The organism is Paenibacillus sp. M-152 (genome assembly GCF_003856555.1).
In the GTDB taxonomy this organism is placed as follows: domain Bacteria; phylum Bacillota; class Bacilli; order Paenibacillales; family Paenibacillaceae; genus Paenibacillus; species Paenibacillus polymyxa_C.
The window spans coordinates 3293486-3312606 of sequence record NZ_CP034141.1; the positions used below are offsets into that span (position 1 = coordinate 3293486).

The following is a 19121-nucleotide window of genomic DNA, read 5'->3' on the forward strand; positions in this document are numbered from 1 at the left end:
TATATACCTTATATATATTTTGCACAGCAGATGCTACCCGAATAGGAATAGAAAGTTTTAATGCTGTTGCCTACTCGGATTAAAATTCACCGTAACACGGAGAACAAAGCCCTCTTATTTTTGTTTCATCTGCTCTTGGAGACAATAATTTCTATCTGTCGTTCATTTTTTGGTATAATTTACTTAAAGGGGGTGATCAAATGGGAATTATGCTTATTCTTATTGCTATTATTTTTTTCGCGCTTGGTATTTTAAGTAAACGGAAACCCACTTGGGGATGGCGTGCAAACGAAGCCTGGAAAATCAAAGGTGACTCAGAACCAAGCGACGCTTACATTGATGACATGAAATTTAGGGGCTCTGTATCTATTCTCTTTGGGTTCTTCTTCTTAGCGTGTGGACTTTTGGTTATCTTTCTGTAAGCTCTGCGATCTGTTATTAGTCATCACCCTCAAACAAAAAAATCCCTCAACGCTTAGAGCGCCAAGGGATTCCGCATTTTAGTAAAGCGTCAGATATTGATCACGTTCCCATTGATGTACTTGGGTGCGATACATATCCCATTCAATTTCCTTAAGCTCATAGAAGTAAGCCAGAGCATGATCACCCAGTGCGTCAGAGATCACCTCGCTCCGAATAAGCTCAGACAGAGCTTCTTTCAGGTCTGCAGGCAGACTAGGAATGCCTTCTTCAATTCGCTCTTCCTCGGACATCACGTAGATGTTGCGATCGATTGGGGCTGGCAAAGCCATCTGACGTTTGATACCATCCAAACCTGCTCTCAGCATTACAGCCAAGGCTAGATAAGGATTCGCTGCCGGGTCAGGGTTCCGAACTTCGACGCGAGTGCTCAGGCCACGAGATGCGGGGATCCGAATCATCGGACTGCGATTGCTTGCAGACCAAGCAACATAACAAGGCGCTTCATAACCTGGTACGAGACGTTTGTAGGAATTTACTGTTGGATTCGTGATCGCTGCCATTGCACGTGCATGTTTAAGAATACCTGCCATATAGTGGCGAGCTGTCTGGCTTAATCCGAGTTCATCCGTCTCATCATAAAATACGTTTTCATTGTCCTTAAACAACGATTGGTTGCAGTGCATACCGGAACCATTCACGCCGAACAAAGGTTTTGGCATAAAGGTTGCATGCAAACCATGCTGACGAGCAATGGTCTTAACAACGAGCTTGAACGTTTGAATCTGATCGGCAGCTTTAACTGCATCTGCATATTTAAAGTCAATCTCATGCTGACCAGGTGCGACCTCATGGTGGGATGCTTCAATTTCGAAGCCCATCTCTTCAAGCTTAAGAACAATTTCACGACGGCAGTTCTCACCCAGATCCATTGGAGCCAGGTCAAAATATCCGCCTTGGTCATTCAGTTCTGTGGTTGGATCGCCTTTTTCATCGGTTTTGAACAAGAAGAATTCAGGTTCTGGTCCGACATTCATCGAAGTGTATCCCATTTCTTCAGCTTCCTTAAGTACACGTTTCAAGATCCCCCGCGGGTCACCTGCAAATGGAGAGCCGTCTGGCTTGTAAATATCGCAGATCAAACGAGCTACACGATCTGAGGTTACCCATGGGAATACAACCCAAGTGTCCAAATCTGGATATAAGTACATGTCAGATTCTTCGATACGTACATAGCCTTCTATGGAAGAACCGTCAAACATCATTTTGTTATCCAAAGCTTTTTCCAGCTGGCTAACAGGAATTTCAACGTTCTTAATGGTGCCCAGCAAATCTGTAAACTGCAAACGAATAAAACGAACATTTTCTTCTTTCGCAATCCTAATGATATCTTCTCTGGTATAACTCACACTAACCTCTCCCTTTCTGTAACGACTATATGCAAATCGGCTGTATCATAAATGACTTAAATGATGAGACCGTTTTTAAGTAGAATAAACTTATGCCAAAAGGTAAGCCACAGCATTATCTTTTGTTGAAAAACCGTGATAATTCGCCTTGGATCAAAGATACCTGTCCTGGTCTTTTGCCTGCAACAAGTTGTTGCTTCAACAAACGATGAAGCTGAGTGTCGGACATTTCACGGCGTTTGACTTCCGTATCTGCAGTAATAACTGTAGCTTCCTCCGATTCCTTGGTAACCGGATTCATGACTTGTTTAATTCCTGCAATGTTTACACCCTTCTCGATCAACGCCTTAATTTCGAGCAGACGCTCTACATCATTAAATGAAAAAAGTCGTTGGTTACCTGATGTACGGGCAGGAACTATCAAATTATGCTGCTCATAATAACGAATCTGACGTGCTGACAAGTCCGTTAGCTTCATGACAATACCTATTGGAAACAAGGCCATATTTCTGCGAATTTCATCGCCCATTTGTCATCAACCTTCCAGTGATCTATTATTCACCTTATTGTACATTTAGCTGATGCAAAGTGTCAATGATATGTTAGAAAAACTCACAATAATTTACGTTCTTTCATCGTTTGCAGAGCCATAAGTACTCCATATTTGACATGAGAGTAGGTTAAGCCCCCTTGCATGTAACCAATATAAGGCTCTCGAATCGGAGCATCTGCGGATAATTCCAAACTTCCACCTTGTATGAATGTACCTGCTGCCATAATAACCGGATGCTCATAACCCGGCATATCCCACGGCTCTGGCACCACATGGCTATCCACGGCGGCTGCGCGCTGAATGCCCTGTACAAAAGCAATTAGATGTTCTGCTCCGCTAAAAGAAATGGCCTGAATCAAATCCGTACGCTCTTCATGCCAGGCCGGTTTGGTCTCAAAACCCATTTCCTCAAAGACTGCAGCTGCGAATATACTTCCTTTAACCGCTTGCCCCACCAATGTAGGAGCAAGGAATAGTCCCTGGTATATGCCTCGTGTAGTACCTAGCATCGCTCCTACTTCTCCCCCGATACCGGGTGCTGTTAATCGGTAGGATGCCAGCTCTACATATTGATGTTTGCCGCAGATATATCCACCCGTTTCTGCAATGCCACCACCGGGATTTTTAATCAACGAACCTGCCATCAAATCAACACCGACCTGAGTAGGTTCCAGCTTCTCAGTAAATTCCCCGTAGCAATTGTCTACAAAGACAATAACGTCAGGCTTTATCTTTTTCACTCGTGCCGTCATTTCTTCAATATCTGCCACACTAAAGGAAGCTCTCCAATCATAGCCGCGTGAACGCTGGATACCAATCACTTTGGTATTGTCATGGATTGCGGACTCCACCGCTTTCCAGTCCACTTTACCTTCTGCTGTCAGCGCTGTCTCTCCATAAGTAACACCAAAGTCCTGCAATGATCCTGTTCCGTCGCCGGGCTTACCAATCACTTTGTGTAAGGTATCATATGGTCGCCCTGTAATGTATAACAACTCATCCCCTGGTCGCAGCACACCAAATAAAGCCGTGGCGATGGTATGCGTTCCCGAGGCAAAATGCGGACGCACCAACGCTGCCTCCGCACCGAACACATCTGCATAGACTTCTTCCAGCACTTCACGCCCCCGGTCATTGTAAGCATATCCCGTTGAACCTGCAAAATGAAAATCGCTCACTTGCTTGCGCTGGAAGGCCTGAATGACCTTCCACTGATTTGCATCTACAATATGATCTATGTGCTGTATACGTTCTTGTATTTTATGTTCTACCGTTTCCTGAATTTGCTGAATTTCCGGACTAAAAACTACCATTTACCTTCTTGACCCTCTCTCTTCCGCAGCCTTAGGCTAATCATGTTATATTGTTGTTCAATTTTGAACGATAAGCATTATCATCTTATTGACCCAAAAACGTCATTAGATGTTAACTTTCTGTGAACTCACTGAGAGCATGACCATACTTTTCGTATTCGCCTCTTTGAATTTCTACCTCATAAATGACATCATTGCCATCATACTCTGTCAGCAGTACATCTCCAATTCGATAAAGCACAGATGTTAAATCCCCACGTTCCGCAGGAATACGGAATCTCAGTGTGTCACCGCTCAGATGCTCCTGAACCAGTTCGCGAATGCGTAGCAAATCCGCTTCATCAAATGCACTGATTTTCAAATAGCCTTCCCCGGAAGGAAGCATTTCCAATTGTTCAGGGGTGCAAGCATCTTTTTTGTTAAACAATACAATCTGAGGCTTGTCCGCAGCCCCAAGCTGTTGCAGAATTGACTCTACAACTTTCATTTGTTCGTCACGCATGTCTGAAGAGGCGTCCACGACATGTAAAATGAGATGGGCCTCATTGGCCTCTTCCAAAGTGGCCCGGAAAGAGGCTACCAAATCATGAGGCAGATTTTGAATAAATCCTACTGTATCTGTGAGAATAACTTCTTTGCCACTCGGCAATTCCATTGTTCTGGAGGTAGGATCGAGCGTTGCAAACAGTTGGTTCTCAATATATACATCGGCAGCTGTCAGTTGCTTCAACAGTGTTGATTTCCCGGCATTCGTATAGCCAACAAGTGCCACCTGAACGATGCCAGCCTTTTGTCTGCGCTCCCTGTGTAAATACCGATGACGCGTCACTTCCTCAAGTTGGCGTTTCAGATCACTAATTCGGTCACGAATGTGACGACGGTCCGTCTCGAGCTTGCTTTCACCAGGACCACGTGTTCCGATTCCGCCACCGAGCCGTGAAAGGTTTTTACCGTGTCCAGACAGTCGAGGCAGTAAGTATGACAACTGCGCCAGTTCAACCTGGATAATACCTTCCCGTGTTTTTGCACGCTGAGCAAATATGTCCAGAATTAACTGTGTTCGGTCAATTATTTTGAGATCCAGGCTCTCTTCCAGATTTCGTACTTGAGCTCCCGAGAGCTCCTGATCAAAAATAGCTGTATTCGCTCCCAATTCTTCAGCAACTGCACGCAATTCATCTACTTTTCCTTTGCCAATAAACCATTTCGAGTCTTTGGATTCCCTATTTTGTGTGAGGACGCTCAGGACTTCAACTCCCGCTGTTTCAGCCAGCTTCACCAGTTCTTCCAGCGAATATTCCGTATTGATGCCAGATCGTTTGACTTCATCCGTAATTAAACTGACCAGTACCGCCTTATCCTGCATTTCGGTTTGTGTATCATGAGTGGAGTTCGCCATATTGTTTGCTCCTTTATTTTCATGTCAACTCTCGAACAGAAACCGACCTGATGTCAGGCCGGCCCTCGTTCGATGTCATACAATTCGATATGATTCAGATTCCTATTATCGCCTATCTTTTGTCCATTTTCAAATCCTCTGGTCGCAACGTCATCAACTCCTGCTTACCGGGTTGCCCGCTCCTGTACTGATTAAGCAGCCTGACAGCTTGGTGTCGAATCGCTTTTTCAATCACATTACGAACATAACGTGCATTACTAAATGCATGGAGACTGTCATTTCGCTCATTTAGCAAATGCTCCTTCATTTTGAGTATAGACTGAGGCATGAGAATATAATCCCTTTCCTTAGCCATCAATTCCGAAATTTGAATGAGCTGATCCACAGTGTAGTCAGGAAAATCCAACTGGATTGGAAACCGAGAAGGAAGACCAGGATTTGTCCGTAAAAAAAAGTCCATTTCTCCCGAATACCCTGCGAGGATCAAAATAAATTGATTTTTTTGGTCTTCCATGGCCTTTACCAGGGTATCAATCGCTTCTTTTCCAAAATCCTTTTCCCCTCCGCGTGCTAAACTGTAAGCCTCATCAATGAACAGCACGCCGCCAAGAGATTTCTTTACCAGGTCCCGCGTTTTTTGTGCGGTGTGGCCGATATACTCACCTACCAAATCAGCCCTCTCCACCTCAATCAGATGGCCCTTACTCAGCACCCCCATTTTTTGCAGCATTTTAGCGATAATGCGGGCTACTGTCGTTTTCCCCGTACCTGGATTTCCTTTGAAAATCATGTGATATACGTGTGCGTTGCTCAACAGACCTGCATCAGTGCGCATGTGGGCGATTTGTAAAAAGGCATATACCTCAAATACCAGCTCTTTGATGTTATCCAAGCCGACGAGATGATCGAGTTCTTTCTGAATTTCCTGATAAAGACTGAGATACTGCGGTAGCGCCTGCGACTTGGTCGAAGCCACTGATTCCGTCTCGTCCACAGTCACCGAAGCGATCGGCTCCGGGCTACGCAGCACGACATTGATTTGTCTGGAAGGTCTCTCCTCCGACCGCTTGCCCGCGGCGATTCCCCGTCCGTTCATGCATCCATCACCTCAACATTTCTTCAGGCACAGCTTACCCTATTAATGTATTCGGTCCAGCATGTCCTTATTAGCATAAAAGCAACGAGAACGTGCACTAAGCCTTCCCTCAATTCAGGCAATCCAAGTTTGAGCACTGATCCACCACCGTTGCAGCGTCCATTTAGCGTAAGCCAACACTTCTCTTGATTGATGGATTGGCATATTCAGCACTTTGGATTCGGTCAGAGCCATCTGAGGATGATCAAAATTCAAAAATTGAGCAATCTCCATCGCCCGAGGTCCATGATAGCTATGTGTGATGATTACGGTGGAGTTCCAGTCATATTCCTTCATGATACGCTGGCTGTAGAGCAGATTTTCGTAAGTACTGGTCGCCTGGTTTTCTAATAGAATATGCTGTACAGGGACTCCTCTATCTACCAAGTAGCGTTGCATCCCCTCGGCCTCCGTGTACGGAAAATCAGGTTGATCCAGTCCTCCACTTACAATTAGGCGCTGCACCGTCCCGTTGCGATATAACCGCAAGGCTTCTTCTAATCTTTCTTTTAAACCAGGACTGGGTTCAGCTCCCCACATAGAAGCACCTAGTACGATACCAATTTGTGCATGCTGGAGTGGATTGGTAGAGGCAGCTGTATTCATATTCCATACTCGGATACCTGCCCATACGAATCCGACCAAAAAGAAAATCATCAAACCAAGTATGAAACGCTTCGATACCATAAATATTTTCCCATTGCGACTTTGCCTGCTTTTTGGCTCATGAAGTTGGGGCCCAGTGCTTTTAATCCACTGCAAAAATTTCACCGTTCTCTCTTAAAATCACCGTTGTGAAACCATTCAGCCCGGTGTTTCAGCGACATTTTAAAATAGGGGAACATATGAGCATCGATCTGATGTAACAAGTCAGCCGCCGTTCGGTTAGCCAATTCTGCTTCTTGCGTAGAAATATGCCCTCGTTGTAGCGCCTCCTCCAGTTCATCCTCATCCACCAGAAAGATTTCACCGTTTTTAAGCACGACCACATCCAAATACAAATCATCAAACCAAGGAACTCCTTGATCGGTTACTCCTTGATTTCGGCAGGTGTCAATGTACCATTCAACGATTTGCTCTCGATTGTCAAACATAGCAGTCACCACATAATGCTTACCTTTGGGATAATATTGTAACCAGGAATAACCTTTATCGGCTATGCAAAACGTATGACCACCATAACTTTTCCATAATGGCTCCTTGAGACTCAAAATAGTATACAGGGTCACATATCCTGTAAACGCATCACTTTCTACATACCGGCAAGCAAACTTGCGATTGGTGATTCTGCGCCAGTTGGCCCGGTCTCCGAATTTGCGCTTCATAAATGATGTTCCTCTCCAACATTGGTAAAACCAGCTTACCATATTTAAACTGTACACTCAAAAATAACCCCTGTATTACAGCAAAAAAGGTATTTTCAGACTGTCAAAACAGTCCGAAAATACCTTTGATTTGAAGCCACTATCATCTTACATAAAACATATTTGCTAATCCCGGTTGTGACGTCCACGATTGGAGTTTGAATGACCGTTGGATGTGCCTTCCTGACTTCCATCCATAATAGCACCTGTGGTAGATGCATCTGTATTTTCTGGATTGGTCATAGTATTTTCATCAGTTATACCTGAATCCGGTGTAGTCGTCTGACCATTCCCCGTATTTGTATCGTTTCCGTTCCCAAAATTGTCGTTACTGTTGCCTGTGCCTCCAGTACCATTTCCATTGTTACCTCCAGGAGACGTTGGAACTTGGTCAGTACCAGTACCGTTATCAGTACCTCCAGGAATCGTATTCCCCTGGTCTGTGCCGTTCTGACCGTCTATATTCTCGCCATTATCCGGTACGATTCCATCCTGATTAGGATCGTTTCCTGGCTGCGGATCTATCGGAGTAGTCTCTACCGGAATTTCAACACTAATCGTATTGGAAGCTGCGGATTCTTTACCATCCGCTCCATAAGCTACGACATAGTATTGATACGTTTTTCCAGCTACAGGAGACGTATCTTCACCACTCGTGCCTCTCATCGCCTCCATAATCGTCCGGAAGCTTCCTTCGGAAGACTCTTTACGATAAACACGGTATTGTACATTGTCTCCCTCTGCCGCATTCCAAGACAACGATACAATTTGGGTATCCTGACTATAAGACCCGCTCAGTCCGCTAGGAGCGGTGGCCTGAACCGGCTCTTCTGGCTTCTCTTCAACCGGTGGTTCATATCCCTTCGGCTCGCTAAATTGCGTTACCGGATGCCCCTTGAGAGCTTCACCCATGACCCTTCCGAAAAAGGCAGCCGACTGCCCACTGTAGTTTCTCAACATATGCTTACTGTCCGGCTTGTCATACCCCATCCATACAGCTCCGGTATATTCCGGCGTATAACCGACAAACCAAATGTCCCGGTTACCACTGTTGCCGCTGATTCCACTTTGGGTCGTACCCGTTTTACCAGCTACAGGCCAGTCAATACGTGCTTTGCGACCTGTACCGCTATTGACCACATTTTGCATCATTTTTGTCATTTCATAAGCCGTTTTCTCACTCATAACAGATTTGGATTCCTCATTATGAGTATAAACCACTTGATCATCACTATTATTAATTTGTTTAATGGAGTAAGCTTTTTGGAATTGTCCCTTATTGGCAAAAGCGCTATAGGCCTGCGCCATTTCGAGGGTATTTGTTCCTTTGCTTAATCCCCCTAATGCGATAGCAAGCGAGTGATCATTTTTGTCCATCGGTATGCCTACGCTCTCGGCGAATTGAACCCCTTTTTCCACACCGATTTGGTTCAACAACCATACAGGTGGTATATTTTCAGACTTCGTAATGGCATCAATCATGCTGATGGTCGAAGAGTAACCATGCAAGTTTTTCGGACTGTATCCGTTAAAGCTCTGCCGTTCGTTACTCAAAGGAGTATCTATCGTAAATTTACCGGATTCAAGAGCTGGCGCATAGGCTACAATCGGCTTAAAGGCCGATCCTGGCTGTCTGCGGCTCTGTGTCGCACGATTGAAGGTTCCCTTTTTATAATCCCGTCCGGGTGCCATCGCGGCAATACCACCTGTTTGGTTGTTAATAATAACCATAGAGGCTTGAACAGGCTGATCGTCTGGACTCTTTTCGAACATATCATCATCTGCCATCGCTTGGTCCAGCGCATTTTGAGCCTGAGCATCCATTGTCGTATGAATTTTATAACCGCCAATAATCAGATCATTGCCGCTGACTCCTGGCAAGGCATCCTCTGCCTCATCCATGACATATTCCATAAAATTTTGATACTTTTGCACTTTTTCCGGTTGTTTGTAATCGTAATTTATAGCCTTGGCCTCTTCCATTTCCTGCTTGCCAATCATTCCCTGCTCAAACATCAGCTGGAGAACCACAGCACGTCGGGCCTTTGAGTTTTCCGGGTTACTGATCGGGTTATACTTGGAAGGCCCTTTTGGAATAGCTGCCAGTGTAGCAATCTGCCACAATTTTAGTTCTTTTAAGTTCGATTGCCCAAAATAGCCTTCCGAGGCTGCTTTAATACCGGAATACGAGCGTCCAAACCAAATCCGATTCAGGTATAGCGTAATAATTTCATCTTTAGTCAAATTCCGCTCTAGCGCCATTGCGATGGATACCTCTGTCGCTTTACGGAAAAAGGTTTTGTCACGTGTCAAAAACAAGTTTTTGGCCAACTGCTGAGTCAGCGTACTGCCGCCCTCCACCGCAGAACGAGCAACGATATCCTTCACTGCCGCCCGACCGATAGACCAAATATCAACTCCTTGATGCTCCATAAAACGCTTATCCTCAGTTGCGATAAAAGCTTTTTTGAGCAACGGTGGAATTTCTTCACTCTTCACTGGGTCACTTTTTTGCACAGACAGCTCACCCATGAGCACACCGTTGCGGTCATAAACCTTTGATGTCTCGTTCACTGTAATTTTGTCCTTGTTGGCTTTGTAGATTTTTTCGCCATTAACCATGACAAATAAATAACCACCAAGTGCGCAAAATATGGCTAATGCTGCTGTAATAAACAGCGTCCACCCAACTCGCTTACCTGTTATTTTCTTTTTCTTGCCCTTCGGCTTCTCTTTAGATGTGTTTCTATTGCGATTGCCGGATCTGGACAATGAATCGTTTGGCATTCCCCTGACTCCCTTTCGCGAATAATCATTATGTCACCGAGCCTAAGCTTAGAGCTAGCTGTCGGCAGCATGAAAGTAAACGGAATGAAAAGAACAACCCTGATCAGGTTGCTCCCGGTCACATTCCTATACAGTTAGACGAGACGGACGCCTGAAAAGTTTCATTACCCGGGCGTCCGCCCAGCCGTAATCAGTTATCGCTAGCGTTATCTTGTTGTACAAGCGATACGTTGCGTTGCGGTGTAAAGGTGGAGATGGCATGCTTGTAGATCAGCTGTTGCTTTCCATCCGAATCGATAACAATTGTAAAATTGTCAAATGCTTTAATCGTTCCTCGCACCTGGAATCCATTGATGAGGTATACCGTTACAGGTATAGAATCCTTGCGCAATTGGTTCAGAAACGTATCTTGGATATTAATAGACTTGTTCATTTTAGCCGTACCCCCAATAATCATTTGGATTGTTTTGAAGTATATTCAAGGTCTGTCCGGAACTTTCCTGCTATAATTTCGTGTATTCGGGCTACATGAGCAGAAAAATTTTCGAAATCAGTGACATCTACCCACTGGATATCCTTCATATGGCGAAACCACGAGAGCTGTCGCTTCGCAAAATGACGCGTATCCCGTTTTAGCCAAGTCACCGCCTCCTCCAAAGACACCTCTCCCCGCAGGTAGGAGGATATCTCTTTATAGCCTAGACCTTGCATGGAGATGGCATCGCTTCGCACTCCCCGTTCCATTAAGGAGGTTACCTCAGCAACAAGCCCTTGATCGAGCATCCCGTCAATTCGGTCTTCAATACGTTTATATAGCATTTGCCTATCCATTGTCAAACCTACGATGCAGAGTTGGTAGGGAGATTCCTTTTTTTGACTGGCAAGTTGAGAGCTAAGTGTTGTTCCGCTAACATGGTAAATTTCCAGCGCTCTCACGACTCGACGACGATCATTAGGATGCAGACGAAGTGCACTTTCGGGATCAACTGCCTGTAGTCGCGCATGAAGCGCTTCGGCCCCAAACTGATCGGCATAGTCAAGCTGTTCCTGGCGAAAAGCTTCATCAGCCCCTACCTCAGAAAACTGGTATTCATAGCAAACCGATTCTACATACAAACCCGTTCCGCCTACGATGAAAGGTAGCTTTCCCCTAGATTGAATATCAGGTATGAGACGACGACAGTCTTCCTGAAATTGGGCTACTGAATATGGGTATTCAGGCTCATGAATATCGATTAAATGGTGCTTGATTCCTTTCATTTCCTGTTCGGAAATTTTGGCAGTTCCAATGTCCATATGACGGTATACCTGCATGGAATCCCCGGAAATAATTTCTGCTTCAAATTGTCGAGCCATTTCGATGCTTAGTTTCGTCTTGCCAACCGCAGTCGGGCCAACAAGAACAAGTAGTTTAGGCTTAGATGCCACTGTCAATATCAATCACTCCGTACACTGTTTTCGTTGTGCCCCGTTGCTCCACACGGAAGCCGAGGCGGGCAAACTCTCCGCTACCCCTTTTTTCTTTCATTACGATTGTTTTTCGTGCAACCCTTTTCGCATGAGCAATACTTTCTTCATTCAACGCATCTGGATTAGCCAATCCTCTCAATGGACCGATTGCACTGGAATCAAGCAACGGATCACGGAACATGGGGTCAAAATAAATAATATCTACACTTCGATTCGGCAAGCTACGCAAATAGTCCAGATGATGACCATAACGAACGTCAATGTCTGAAAAGGCTTTATCCACTGCAGCGTTACCGGAACGGTAATGCCTCATCCCATCCTTGATTAATGCATAGACAGGGAAGGAACTCTCCACAGCTGTAACTTGTCCAGAGCTTCCCGTTCCAATCGAGAATAGAAGAGAATCCGTACCGAGCCCTGCCGTGCAATCGAGCACCGTATCACCCGGGGCAAGTCGGGCAGCCGTCAACATCGGATCAGCCTCGCCCTTTAATACCCTTTTAGCTCGAATGAATCCCATGCTTGGATGAAAAATCATCGGTGATTGTTCCGGGCCAATCAGCCTCACCCCGCCCTGCACCAGCACCAGAGCCTGACGGACTCTGTGAGCAGCGATTAGCTTAGCTACTGATATGCCGCGACGTGGAGCGTACAGCACCCCAAGCTCGGTTGCAAGCAACTTTGCGCGCTCCACAACCTCGTCCGAGGGAGAATCTCCTGTCGTGACCAGTAATTCAGCTTGCTTCTCACGAAGCATCATCTGCTTTTCTTCTTCACGGTTTTCCCAATCCTGCAACATATTTATACTCCCTTACATTACTCTTTTAAACAGCTTCTCCAGATCATATGTGGAAAAGGAAACAACGATGGGGCGCCCATGGGGGCAGGTATAGGGTTGTTTGCAGGCTGCCAAACGCTCTATCAGCACGGAAGCCTGTCGGTCAGTCAGCTTCTGATTTGCCTTAATCGAAGCCCGGCAGGAGCACATGATTGAGGCTGCTTCCCGCAGTTTAGCAAGATCAATGGCTTTTTCCTCCAGCACCCATCCGGCCATTTCCTCAATGACATCCGCTTCTTCTCCTTTGGGGAGCCAGTACGGATATGAGCTGACACGGAAGGTTTGCCCGCCAAAATGCTCCAAATACACCCCCGCCTGTTCAAACCAGTGCAACCTCGTTTTCAATTTTTCCGTCTCGGAAGGCGTAAATTCCAATGTAATTGGCAGTAACAGCTCCTGTGATACTGATTCAGGATTGCCAAATTTTTCGTAATAAAATTCGTAATTGACCCGCTCATGGGCGGCATGCTGATCAATTAAATACAAGCCCTGGTCATTCTGCGCAATCAGATAGGTCCCATGGTGCTGACCGATTAAATTCAGCTCAGGAAAAGTAGGCACCTCAGGGGCTGCCCCCGACAACGCTGTCAATTGCTCTGTATTTAGATGCTCCTGGCGCGGCTTCTGATCCGTGAATTTAGTAGTGTTGTCTGCAATTGGTGAAACAGCAGGACGGTAAGTAGCAGAAGCAGCCGTTTCCTGTATCCCTTCGCTGTACGAGGAAGAGACATCTGTTTCGGCATGATCTCCTGTGGATATCCGAGTAGTCGTCCCATCAGGAAGCGACACGCCTCCTCTAACATCACCCTCGTTGTTTTCTTCCACAAAATCTGCATCCAGCTCATCATCACTAATACTTTGACGAGCGAGAGTGTTGGCCTGTCCAATGACGGAATGGCTCCCCCTATTCGGAAGTTGCTCATGTTCATGGCTAAACTTCTTACTCTCTTCATTACTTTCATTACTGCTTATATTATCTGCAGAAGTATCTACTTTTGCACTATTTCCTTTCGAGAAATGAAACTGCTCCTGCACAAATGAGCCGCTATCCTTGCCGCCAATTTCGCGTTTGACTGCCTTTGGAATCAGCACTTGCTGCCCTAAAACAGCTTTTACCGAATCTTCAACCAGCTGAAACAGTTCAGCTTCTTTACTGAACCTCACCTCCAGCTTGGCTGGATGGACATTAACATCCACCAAAGAAGGATGCATGTCCAGTTGGATCACAGCCAGCGGATAACGATTAATCGGCAACAAAGTATGATACGCCTTGAGCAGTGCCTGATTGAGCCCATAGCTCCGCACAAATCGTCCATTCACTACTGTCGAGATTGCATTTCGATTCGATCTGGTCCACTCTGGGCGACTGACATAGCCGCTAATTCGGTAATCAAGGCTCTCTCCTTCCACCATCAACATTGATTTCGCCGCAGAAGTTCCGTAAATAGCAGCAATCACTTGGAGCAAATCACCATTGCCCAGCGTTTGCAACAATGTATTACCATTATGCCGCAATGTAAAGGCCACTTCTGGGTGCGAAAGCGCCATTCGATACAATACATCCGAAATGTGTCCCAATTCCGTCTGGATCGTTTTCATATATTTTAGCCGTGCAGGTGTATTATAAAACAGATCGCGTACGGTAAAATCCGTCCCCTGCCTTCCAGCAGCATCCTCGTGAAGCATCAGTTTACCGCCCTCAATCACCAATTTACGGGCACGGCCGTCATCTCCTGCTGCTGTGAGTAGCTCTACTTTTGAGACAGCCGCTATACTTGGCAATGCCTCTCCCCGGAAGCCGAGACTTGTGATCTGGAACAAGTCTCGGCCATGTCCGATTTTGCTTGTCGCATGTCGATAAAATGCCGTTTCCACGTCCTCAGGCTCTATCCCACTGCCATTATCCGTCACCCGAATACTTTGCAGGCCGCCCTCTTCTACCCATACGTCCACTCGTGTACCGCCCGCATCAATCGCATTTTCCACCAGCTCCTTCACGACGGAGGCTGGACGTTCCACGACCTCACCGGCAGCAATCTGATTCGCAATATGCTCATCTAGCACTCGAATTTTAGACATCCTTTTAACCTCCTCCTGACTTCAAAGTGTGATGAAAAATAAGCAAAATAATAATGTCTAATATTCTTAATTACAGACCATTGGCCTTATTCTTTAATTCATTTAACAGTTGCATCGCCTGTAAGGGTGTCATATTCATGACATCAGCATTTTTCACCTTCCGCAAAATTTGGCGCACGATCGGATTAGCTTCTACCGTCTCTGAGTGTGGCTTGGAGGGAGCAAGGTCCTGCTCTCCGAAAATGGACAGCTGTACCACGTCAGAAGCTGCATGCTCCAACTCACCTGAATCTTCCACAATCTGTAGAGTATCTTCTTTTACCAGGGTAGCTTGCTGTGATCCAGACTGGATTGGTGGTGCAGTTTCTCCGTTTGCTCGCAATGTCTGGTCCGCATATTTTGCGGACATTGGAGAAATCTCTTCTGTCCCTGGCACTGTACGAAGATCAGTCCCTTCCTTCGCTCCTCTTGCTGTCTCGGTGCCTGCCGTTACTTGAGCTGCCGCCTGTTCAAAACCATACAGCAGACCATTTGCTCGCTCAATAATGTTATTAGGCAAACCTGCAAGTCGGGCACAATAAATACCATAGCTACTACTAGCCGCACCCGGTATGAGCTTGCGTAGGAAATTCACCTTATCGCCGCTTTCCTGCACGGCCATGGAATAATTTCGCAGCGAAGTCAGACCTTGCTCCAAATGGGCCAGCTCATGGAAGTGCGTAGATACCAGCGCCTTACAGCCAATCGTATCATGCACAAATTCGATGACCGCTTGTGCAATTGCCATCCCTTCGCTGGTGGACGTTCCTCGTCCCAGTTCATCAATTATAATCAGACTTCGTGGAGTTGCCTTGTCCGTCATGACTTGAATATCTGCCATTTCGACCATAAACGTACTCTGTCCGCCAATGAGATCATCCGCTGCGCCGATCCGTGTGAAAATGCGATCCAGCATCGGCACTTTAGCACGTGCAGCCGGGACAAAGCAGCCAATTTGAGCCATAATCGCAATGAGTGCAACCTGACGCATATACGTACTTTTCCCAGCCATATTCGGACCGGTGATGAGTAGAATATGCGCATCGGCTTCTTCCAACACTGTGTTGTTGGCGATAAAGCCGCCATCTTTCATGACGGCCTCCACAACGGGGTGCCGTCCCTGTTCCACCACAAAGTCATATCCTGTTGTCAGCTCAGGTTTTACAAACCCTCGTTCCGCGCTAACCGTCGCCAGCGACTGATACACGTCAATTTCAGCAACTTGCTCTGCCAGCTTTTGCAGGCGAGGAATTTCAGCGTTCAGTTTACTGCGAAGCTCAGAGAAAAGCGTGTACTCCAGATCCACCATTTTATCCTCAGCTTCCAGAATTAGCGATTCCTTTTCCTTCAATTCTGGTGTGATATACCGCTCAGCATTCGCCAACGTCTGTTTGCGTTCATATCGACCTTCCGGTAATGAAGCCAAATTGGATTTGGTCACCTCAATGTAGTAACCAAATACTTTGTTGTATCCGATTTTGAGTGACCGAATGCCGGTTGCTACTCGTTCTTTGGCCTCCAGCTCAGCAATCCAACGCTTACCGTTCACACTCGCCTCACGCAGTTCGTCTAGACGCTGATGGTAGCCTTCCTTTATAAGCCCTCCATCTCTTACGGAAATCGGGGGTTCATCAGCCACTGCTTCCTCAATCAGCGTACACAGGTCTGCACAGCTGTCCAATGTTTGTGCAATTCGTCTCAGCGTATTCGACGGAGATTCAGCGCACAGCTCGCGTAAAGACGGAATTTGGGCCAGAGACAGCTTGAGGGCGATCAAATCTCGTGCATTAGCACTACCAAAAGCGATCCGTCCTACCAAACGCTCTAGGTCGTAAATCTCTTTAAGCTGAGCACGTACATCCTCGCGGAAAATAAACTGGTGGTATAGCTTGTCTACCGCTTCTAACCGTTCCTCAATTAAATTGCTACTCAACAGCGGCTTGTCGATCCAACGACGCAACAAACGTGCGCCCATGGATGTCTCTGTGCGATCCAGCAACCACAGCAACGAGCCTTTCTTGGAGCGTTCACGCACCGTCTCCACCAGTTCCAGATTCCGGCGGGTAAATGGATCCAGAATCATAAAATGATTAGGCTCATAGACCGAGATTTGGGTCAGTTGACCTAACGATCTTTTTTGCGTTTCATTTAAATAGGAAATCAGGCGCGATACGCACCGTCTGCGTTCCTCCGTAAGCCTTGCCCACGTGGCTTCACCAAATTGATCCCGTACCAGATCATCCTTGGATTTGTCCCAAGCCGTATACACAACCCGCCTTCCAACAGGAGACATACGGGAGGTCACAAAATCAAGCAAATGACCATCTCCCAACATTTCGGACGGCTCATAAATGTTAATTTCATCTAATAGCCATTCTTTCGAATCAGGTACGGAAGTCACATAGAGTTCACCTGTCGACAAGTCGCATGCCGCCAGCGCCAGCATCCCGTCCGTCTCTGTGACACATACCATGTAGTTGTTGGATTTATCACCCAGCACCTTGCCTTCCATGACCGTACCCGGGGTCACAACACGGACAATATCCCGCCGTACCATTCCCTTGGTAGCTGAGGCTTCCTCCATTTGTTCACAGATGGCCACCTTATAACCCTTCTCAATGAGGCGTTGTATGTAATTTTCTGCTGAATGATAAGGCACGCCGCACATCGGAATTTTCTCCGCGACGCCACCCTCACGACCAGTCAGTGTAATTTCCAGCTCCTTGGATGCAAGAATCGCATCATCAAAAAACATCTCGTAAAAATCCCCTAGGCGGAAAAACAAAAACGCATCTTTAGCCTGCTCTTTTATAGATAAATATTGCTCGATCATCGGTGTATATTTAGACATACCGTTACCTAACCCCCACACTTTGTTCCGTTTAAACTCATAATTACCTTTCATTATATCAAAAATGACAGTCGATAACATGAAACCCTCTCGGGTGTTGACACTTGATTTTACGAAAGCTTCCAGTACGGGCGCAAATCCCGTGTTTCATCCCATTGTTTTCCCTTGCGAAGGCTATCCAGAAGTGGCGCTATATAAGCTTCATATTGAGAAAAGATATCTAGTGAAATCATATCTAAAATAAGTGGCTCCATATACTCTCTAAGTACAACCTGATTCCCTTCATAAAAAGCTCTGTGAGCCTCTTCTTCTCCCAGCGGCCTACGCTGCAAACGTGAGTATTGGGAAGCAATCAGAAACGCCATCCCAATCACACCTTTCGCCAGCTGTGGCGAGATTAGAAAACTGGGCAGTGTTCGATATTCAAAGCCTCCATAAGACTGACGGCGAAAATCGCCCAAATTGCCATAATGCGGTCTGCGCCGAGCCGAGCGCTTGTCTTCCAGCAGCGCCAGAGGCAACGCCAAATAGTTATCTAGTGCCCTGAGCAGGGCACCATTTAGCGGAACCCCGCTGAAATGCAGATGTCCGCCCAAGGGAAAACCCGGTTGCGGCATTCCGCCTGCCTGCCAGATGAGCGTATGGTCATCTATCTGCCGAGCTGCTATCGCAAAAGCTTGGCGCAGGTGCCTCAGCAGACGGGCCGGATCTTCACTTGGTGCAGGACGAAGCTCAGCGACTGGGTATAGCGTTCGTCCTCGGCGGGTAACGGCATCGCAGCCGGCTACGCCTAATCGGCCCAAATATCGAGAGGCCGGAACAACCCTCCCCTCTGGCATACGAACCAGCACAAATTCGGGATCCATTCCGATTAATAGTCGCGCTCTGCCCCGTTCCGCTGAAAGTTCCTCTCCCGGAGCATCCTCTTCACGAGCAGCAGCTTCATATAGCGTGGCCAAACGTCTATCGTTCAGCCATGGCTGTGCCAAGACATGGCGAACCTGACAATTACGTTCTCCAAGCGGCCTCAGCACTACCTCACCACTGTCCAAACCGAGAGTGTACAACGCACGTACAGCCAGCCGCTCCATCCGGACATAGAGCGGTGATTGATAATCTAGTTCAGACCGATCATATGCACTAACCTTAGTAGAACCTTCGAGGGCACGTCTACGGATTTCCAGCACCCGTAGTTGATGGATTTGCACCGCGTAGCCGATCGCAAAATCTGCTGTACTCTCATCCAGCCAACGAACCGAAATACCTGAGCGCTCCAATCTGCGCATTTTTTCATCGTCCGTCATCTGTCTGAAACGTCTGAGCGCCTGTCCCGGTTGCCGCATCATAACTCCCCCTTACCGATCTACGTACGGACTTAAACAATCCAAACGACAAAAAAGGAGGGCCTTTGCCCCCTGCGCAATATCAGCCGGCGCAAAGAGTAAAGTGGCCCTCTTTTTGGTC

At 46.7% G+C, this 19121-nt stretch carries 15 protein-coding genes; 1 reads left to right on the forward strand and 14 read right to left on the reverse strand.

The features are described from left to right. Positions 1–200 precede the first annotated feature (200 nt). Entirely contained in the window at positions 201–422 is a 222-nt protein-coding gene (locus EGM68_RS14330; protein WP_064964227.1) for a DUF6199 family natural product biosynthesis protein, read from the forward strand. A 78-nt stretch (positions 423–500) separates the two neighbouring features. Here EGM68_RS14330 and glnA read toward each other — a convergent pair whose 3' ends face one another. The 14 genes from glnA to EGM68_RS14400 form a co-directional block, all read right to left on the reverse strand. Next, the gene (glnA, locus tag EGM68_RS14335) at positions 501–1829 is read right to left on the reverse strand and encodes a type I glutamate--ammonia ligase (RefSeq protein ID WP_013371539.1); all 1329 of its coding nucleotides are present in this window, start codon (positions 1827–1829) and stop codon (positions 501–503) included. 115 nt (positions 1830–1944) lie between these two features. Beyond that, entirely contained in the window at positions 1945–2358 is a 414-nt protein-coding gene (locus tag EGM68_RS14340; protein ID WP_007430683.1) for a MerR family transcriptional regulator, read from the reverse strand. Positions 2359–2441: 83 nt separating this feature from the next. Further along, positions 2442–3695: a methionine gamma-lyase family protein gene (locus tag EGM68_RS14345; protein WP_013371540.1), complete on the reverse strand. Its 1254-nt coding sequence runs from the start codon at positions 3693–3695 to the stop codon at positions 2442–2444. Between the two features lie 112 nt (positions 3696–3807). Further along, positions 3808–5094, reverse strand: coding sequence for a GTPase HflX (hflX, locus tag EGM68_RS14350; RefSeq protein ID WP_013371541.1), 1287 nt, complete (start codon positions 5092–5094; stop codon positions 3808–3810). Positions 5095–5206: 112 nt separating this feature from the next. Further along, positions 5207–6190, reverse strand: a complete 984-nt coding sequence (locus EGM68_RS14355; RefSeq protein ID WP_040103543.1) for an AAA family ATPase — start codon at positions 6188–6190, stop codon at positions 5207–5209. A 114-nt stretch (positions 6191–6304) separates the two neighbouring features. Next, entirely contained in the window at positions 6305–7000 is a 696-nt protein-coding gene (locus EGM68_RS14360) for a YdcF family protein (protein ID WP_129549472.1), read from the reverse strand. Beyond that, positions 6997–7554 carry a ribonuclease FAU-1 family protein gene (locus EGM68_RS14365; protein ID WP_013371544.1) on the reverse strand — a complete coding sequence of 186 codons (558 nt, stop codon included), beginning with the start codon at positions 7552–7554 and terminating at the stop codon, positions 6997–6999. Before EGM68_RS14365 ends, EGM68_RS14360 begins: the two co-directional genes overlap by 4 nt. A 165-nt stretch (positions 7555–7719) precedes the next feature. Further along, the gene (locus EGM68_RS14370; RefSeq protein ID WP_129549473.1) at positions 7720–10380 is read right to left on the reverse strand and encodes a PBP1A family penicillin-binding protein; all 2661 of its coding nucleotides are present in this window, start codon (positions 10378–10380) and stop codon (positions 7720–7722) included. 190 nt (positions 10381–10570) lie between these two features. Beyond that, the gene (gene hfq, locus EGM68_RS14375; protein ID WP_013371546.1) at positions 10571–10813 is read right to left on the reverse strand and encodes an RNA chaperone Hfq; all 243 of its coding nucleotides are present in this window, start codon (positions 10811–10813) and stop codon (positions 10571–10573) included. Positions 10814–10833: 20 nt separating this feature from the next. Beyond that, entirely contained in the window at positions 10834–11814 is a 981-nt protein-coding gene (gene miaA / locus EGM68_RS14380; protein WP_058829674.1) for a tRNA (adenosine(37)-N6)-dimethylallyltransferase MiaA, read from the reverse strand. Then, positions 11798–12649, reverse strand: a complete 852-nt coding sequence (locus EGM68_RS14385; RefSeq protein WP_129549474.1) for a class I SAM-dependent methyltransferase — start codon at positions 12647–12649, stop codon at positions 11798–11800. The genes miaA and EGM68_RS14385 overlap by 17 nt, the downstream gene beginning before the upstream one ends. Before the next feature lie 12 nt (positions 12650–12661). After that, positions 12662–14767, reverse strand: a complete 2106-nt coding sequence (mutL, locus tag EGM68_RS14390) for a DNA mismatch repair endonuclease MutL (RefSeq protein ID WP_129549475.1) — start codon at positions 14765–14767, stop codon at positions 12662–12664. Positions 14768–14837: 70 nt separating this feature from the next. Further along, a complete protein-coding gene (mutS, locus tag EGM68_RS14395; RefSeq protein WP_129549476.1) occupies positions 14838–17657 on the reverse strand; it encodes a DNA mismatch repair protein MutS in 2820 nt (939 codons plus the stop codon). Between the two features lie 110 nt (positions 17658–17767). Next, entirely contained in the window at positions 17768–19003 is a 1236-nt protein-coding gene (locus tag EGM68_RS14400; RefSeq protein ID WP_129549477.1) for a putative amidoligase domain-containing protein, read from the reverse strand. Between the last annotated feature and the right edge of the window lie 118 nt (positions 19004–19121).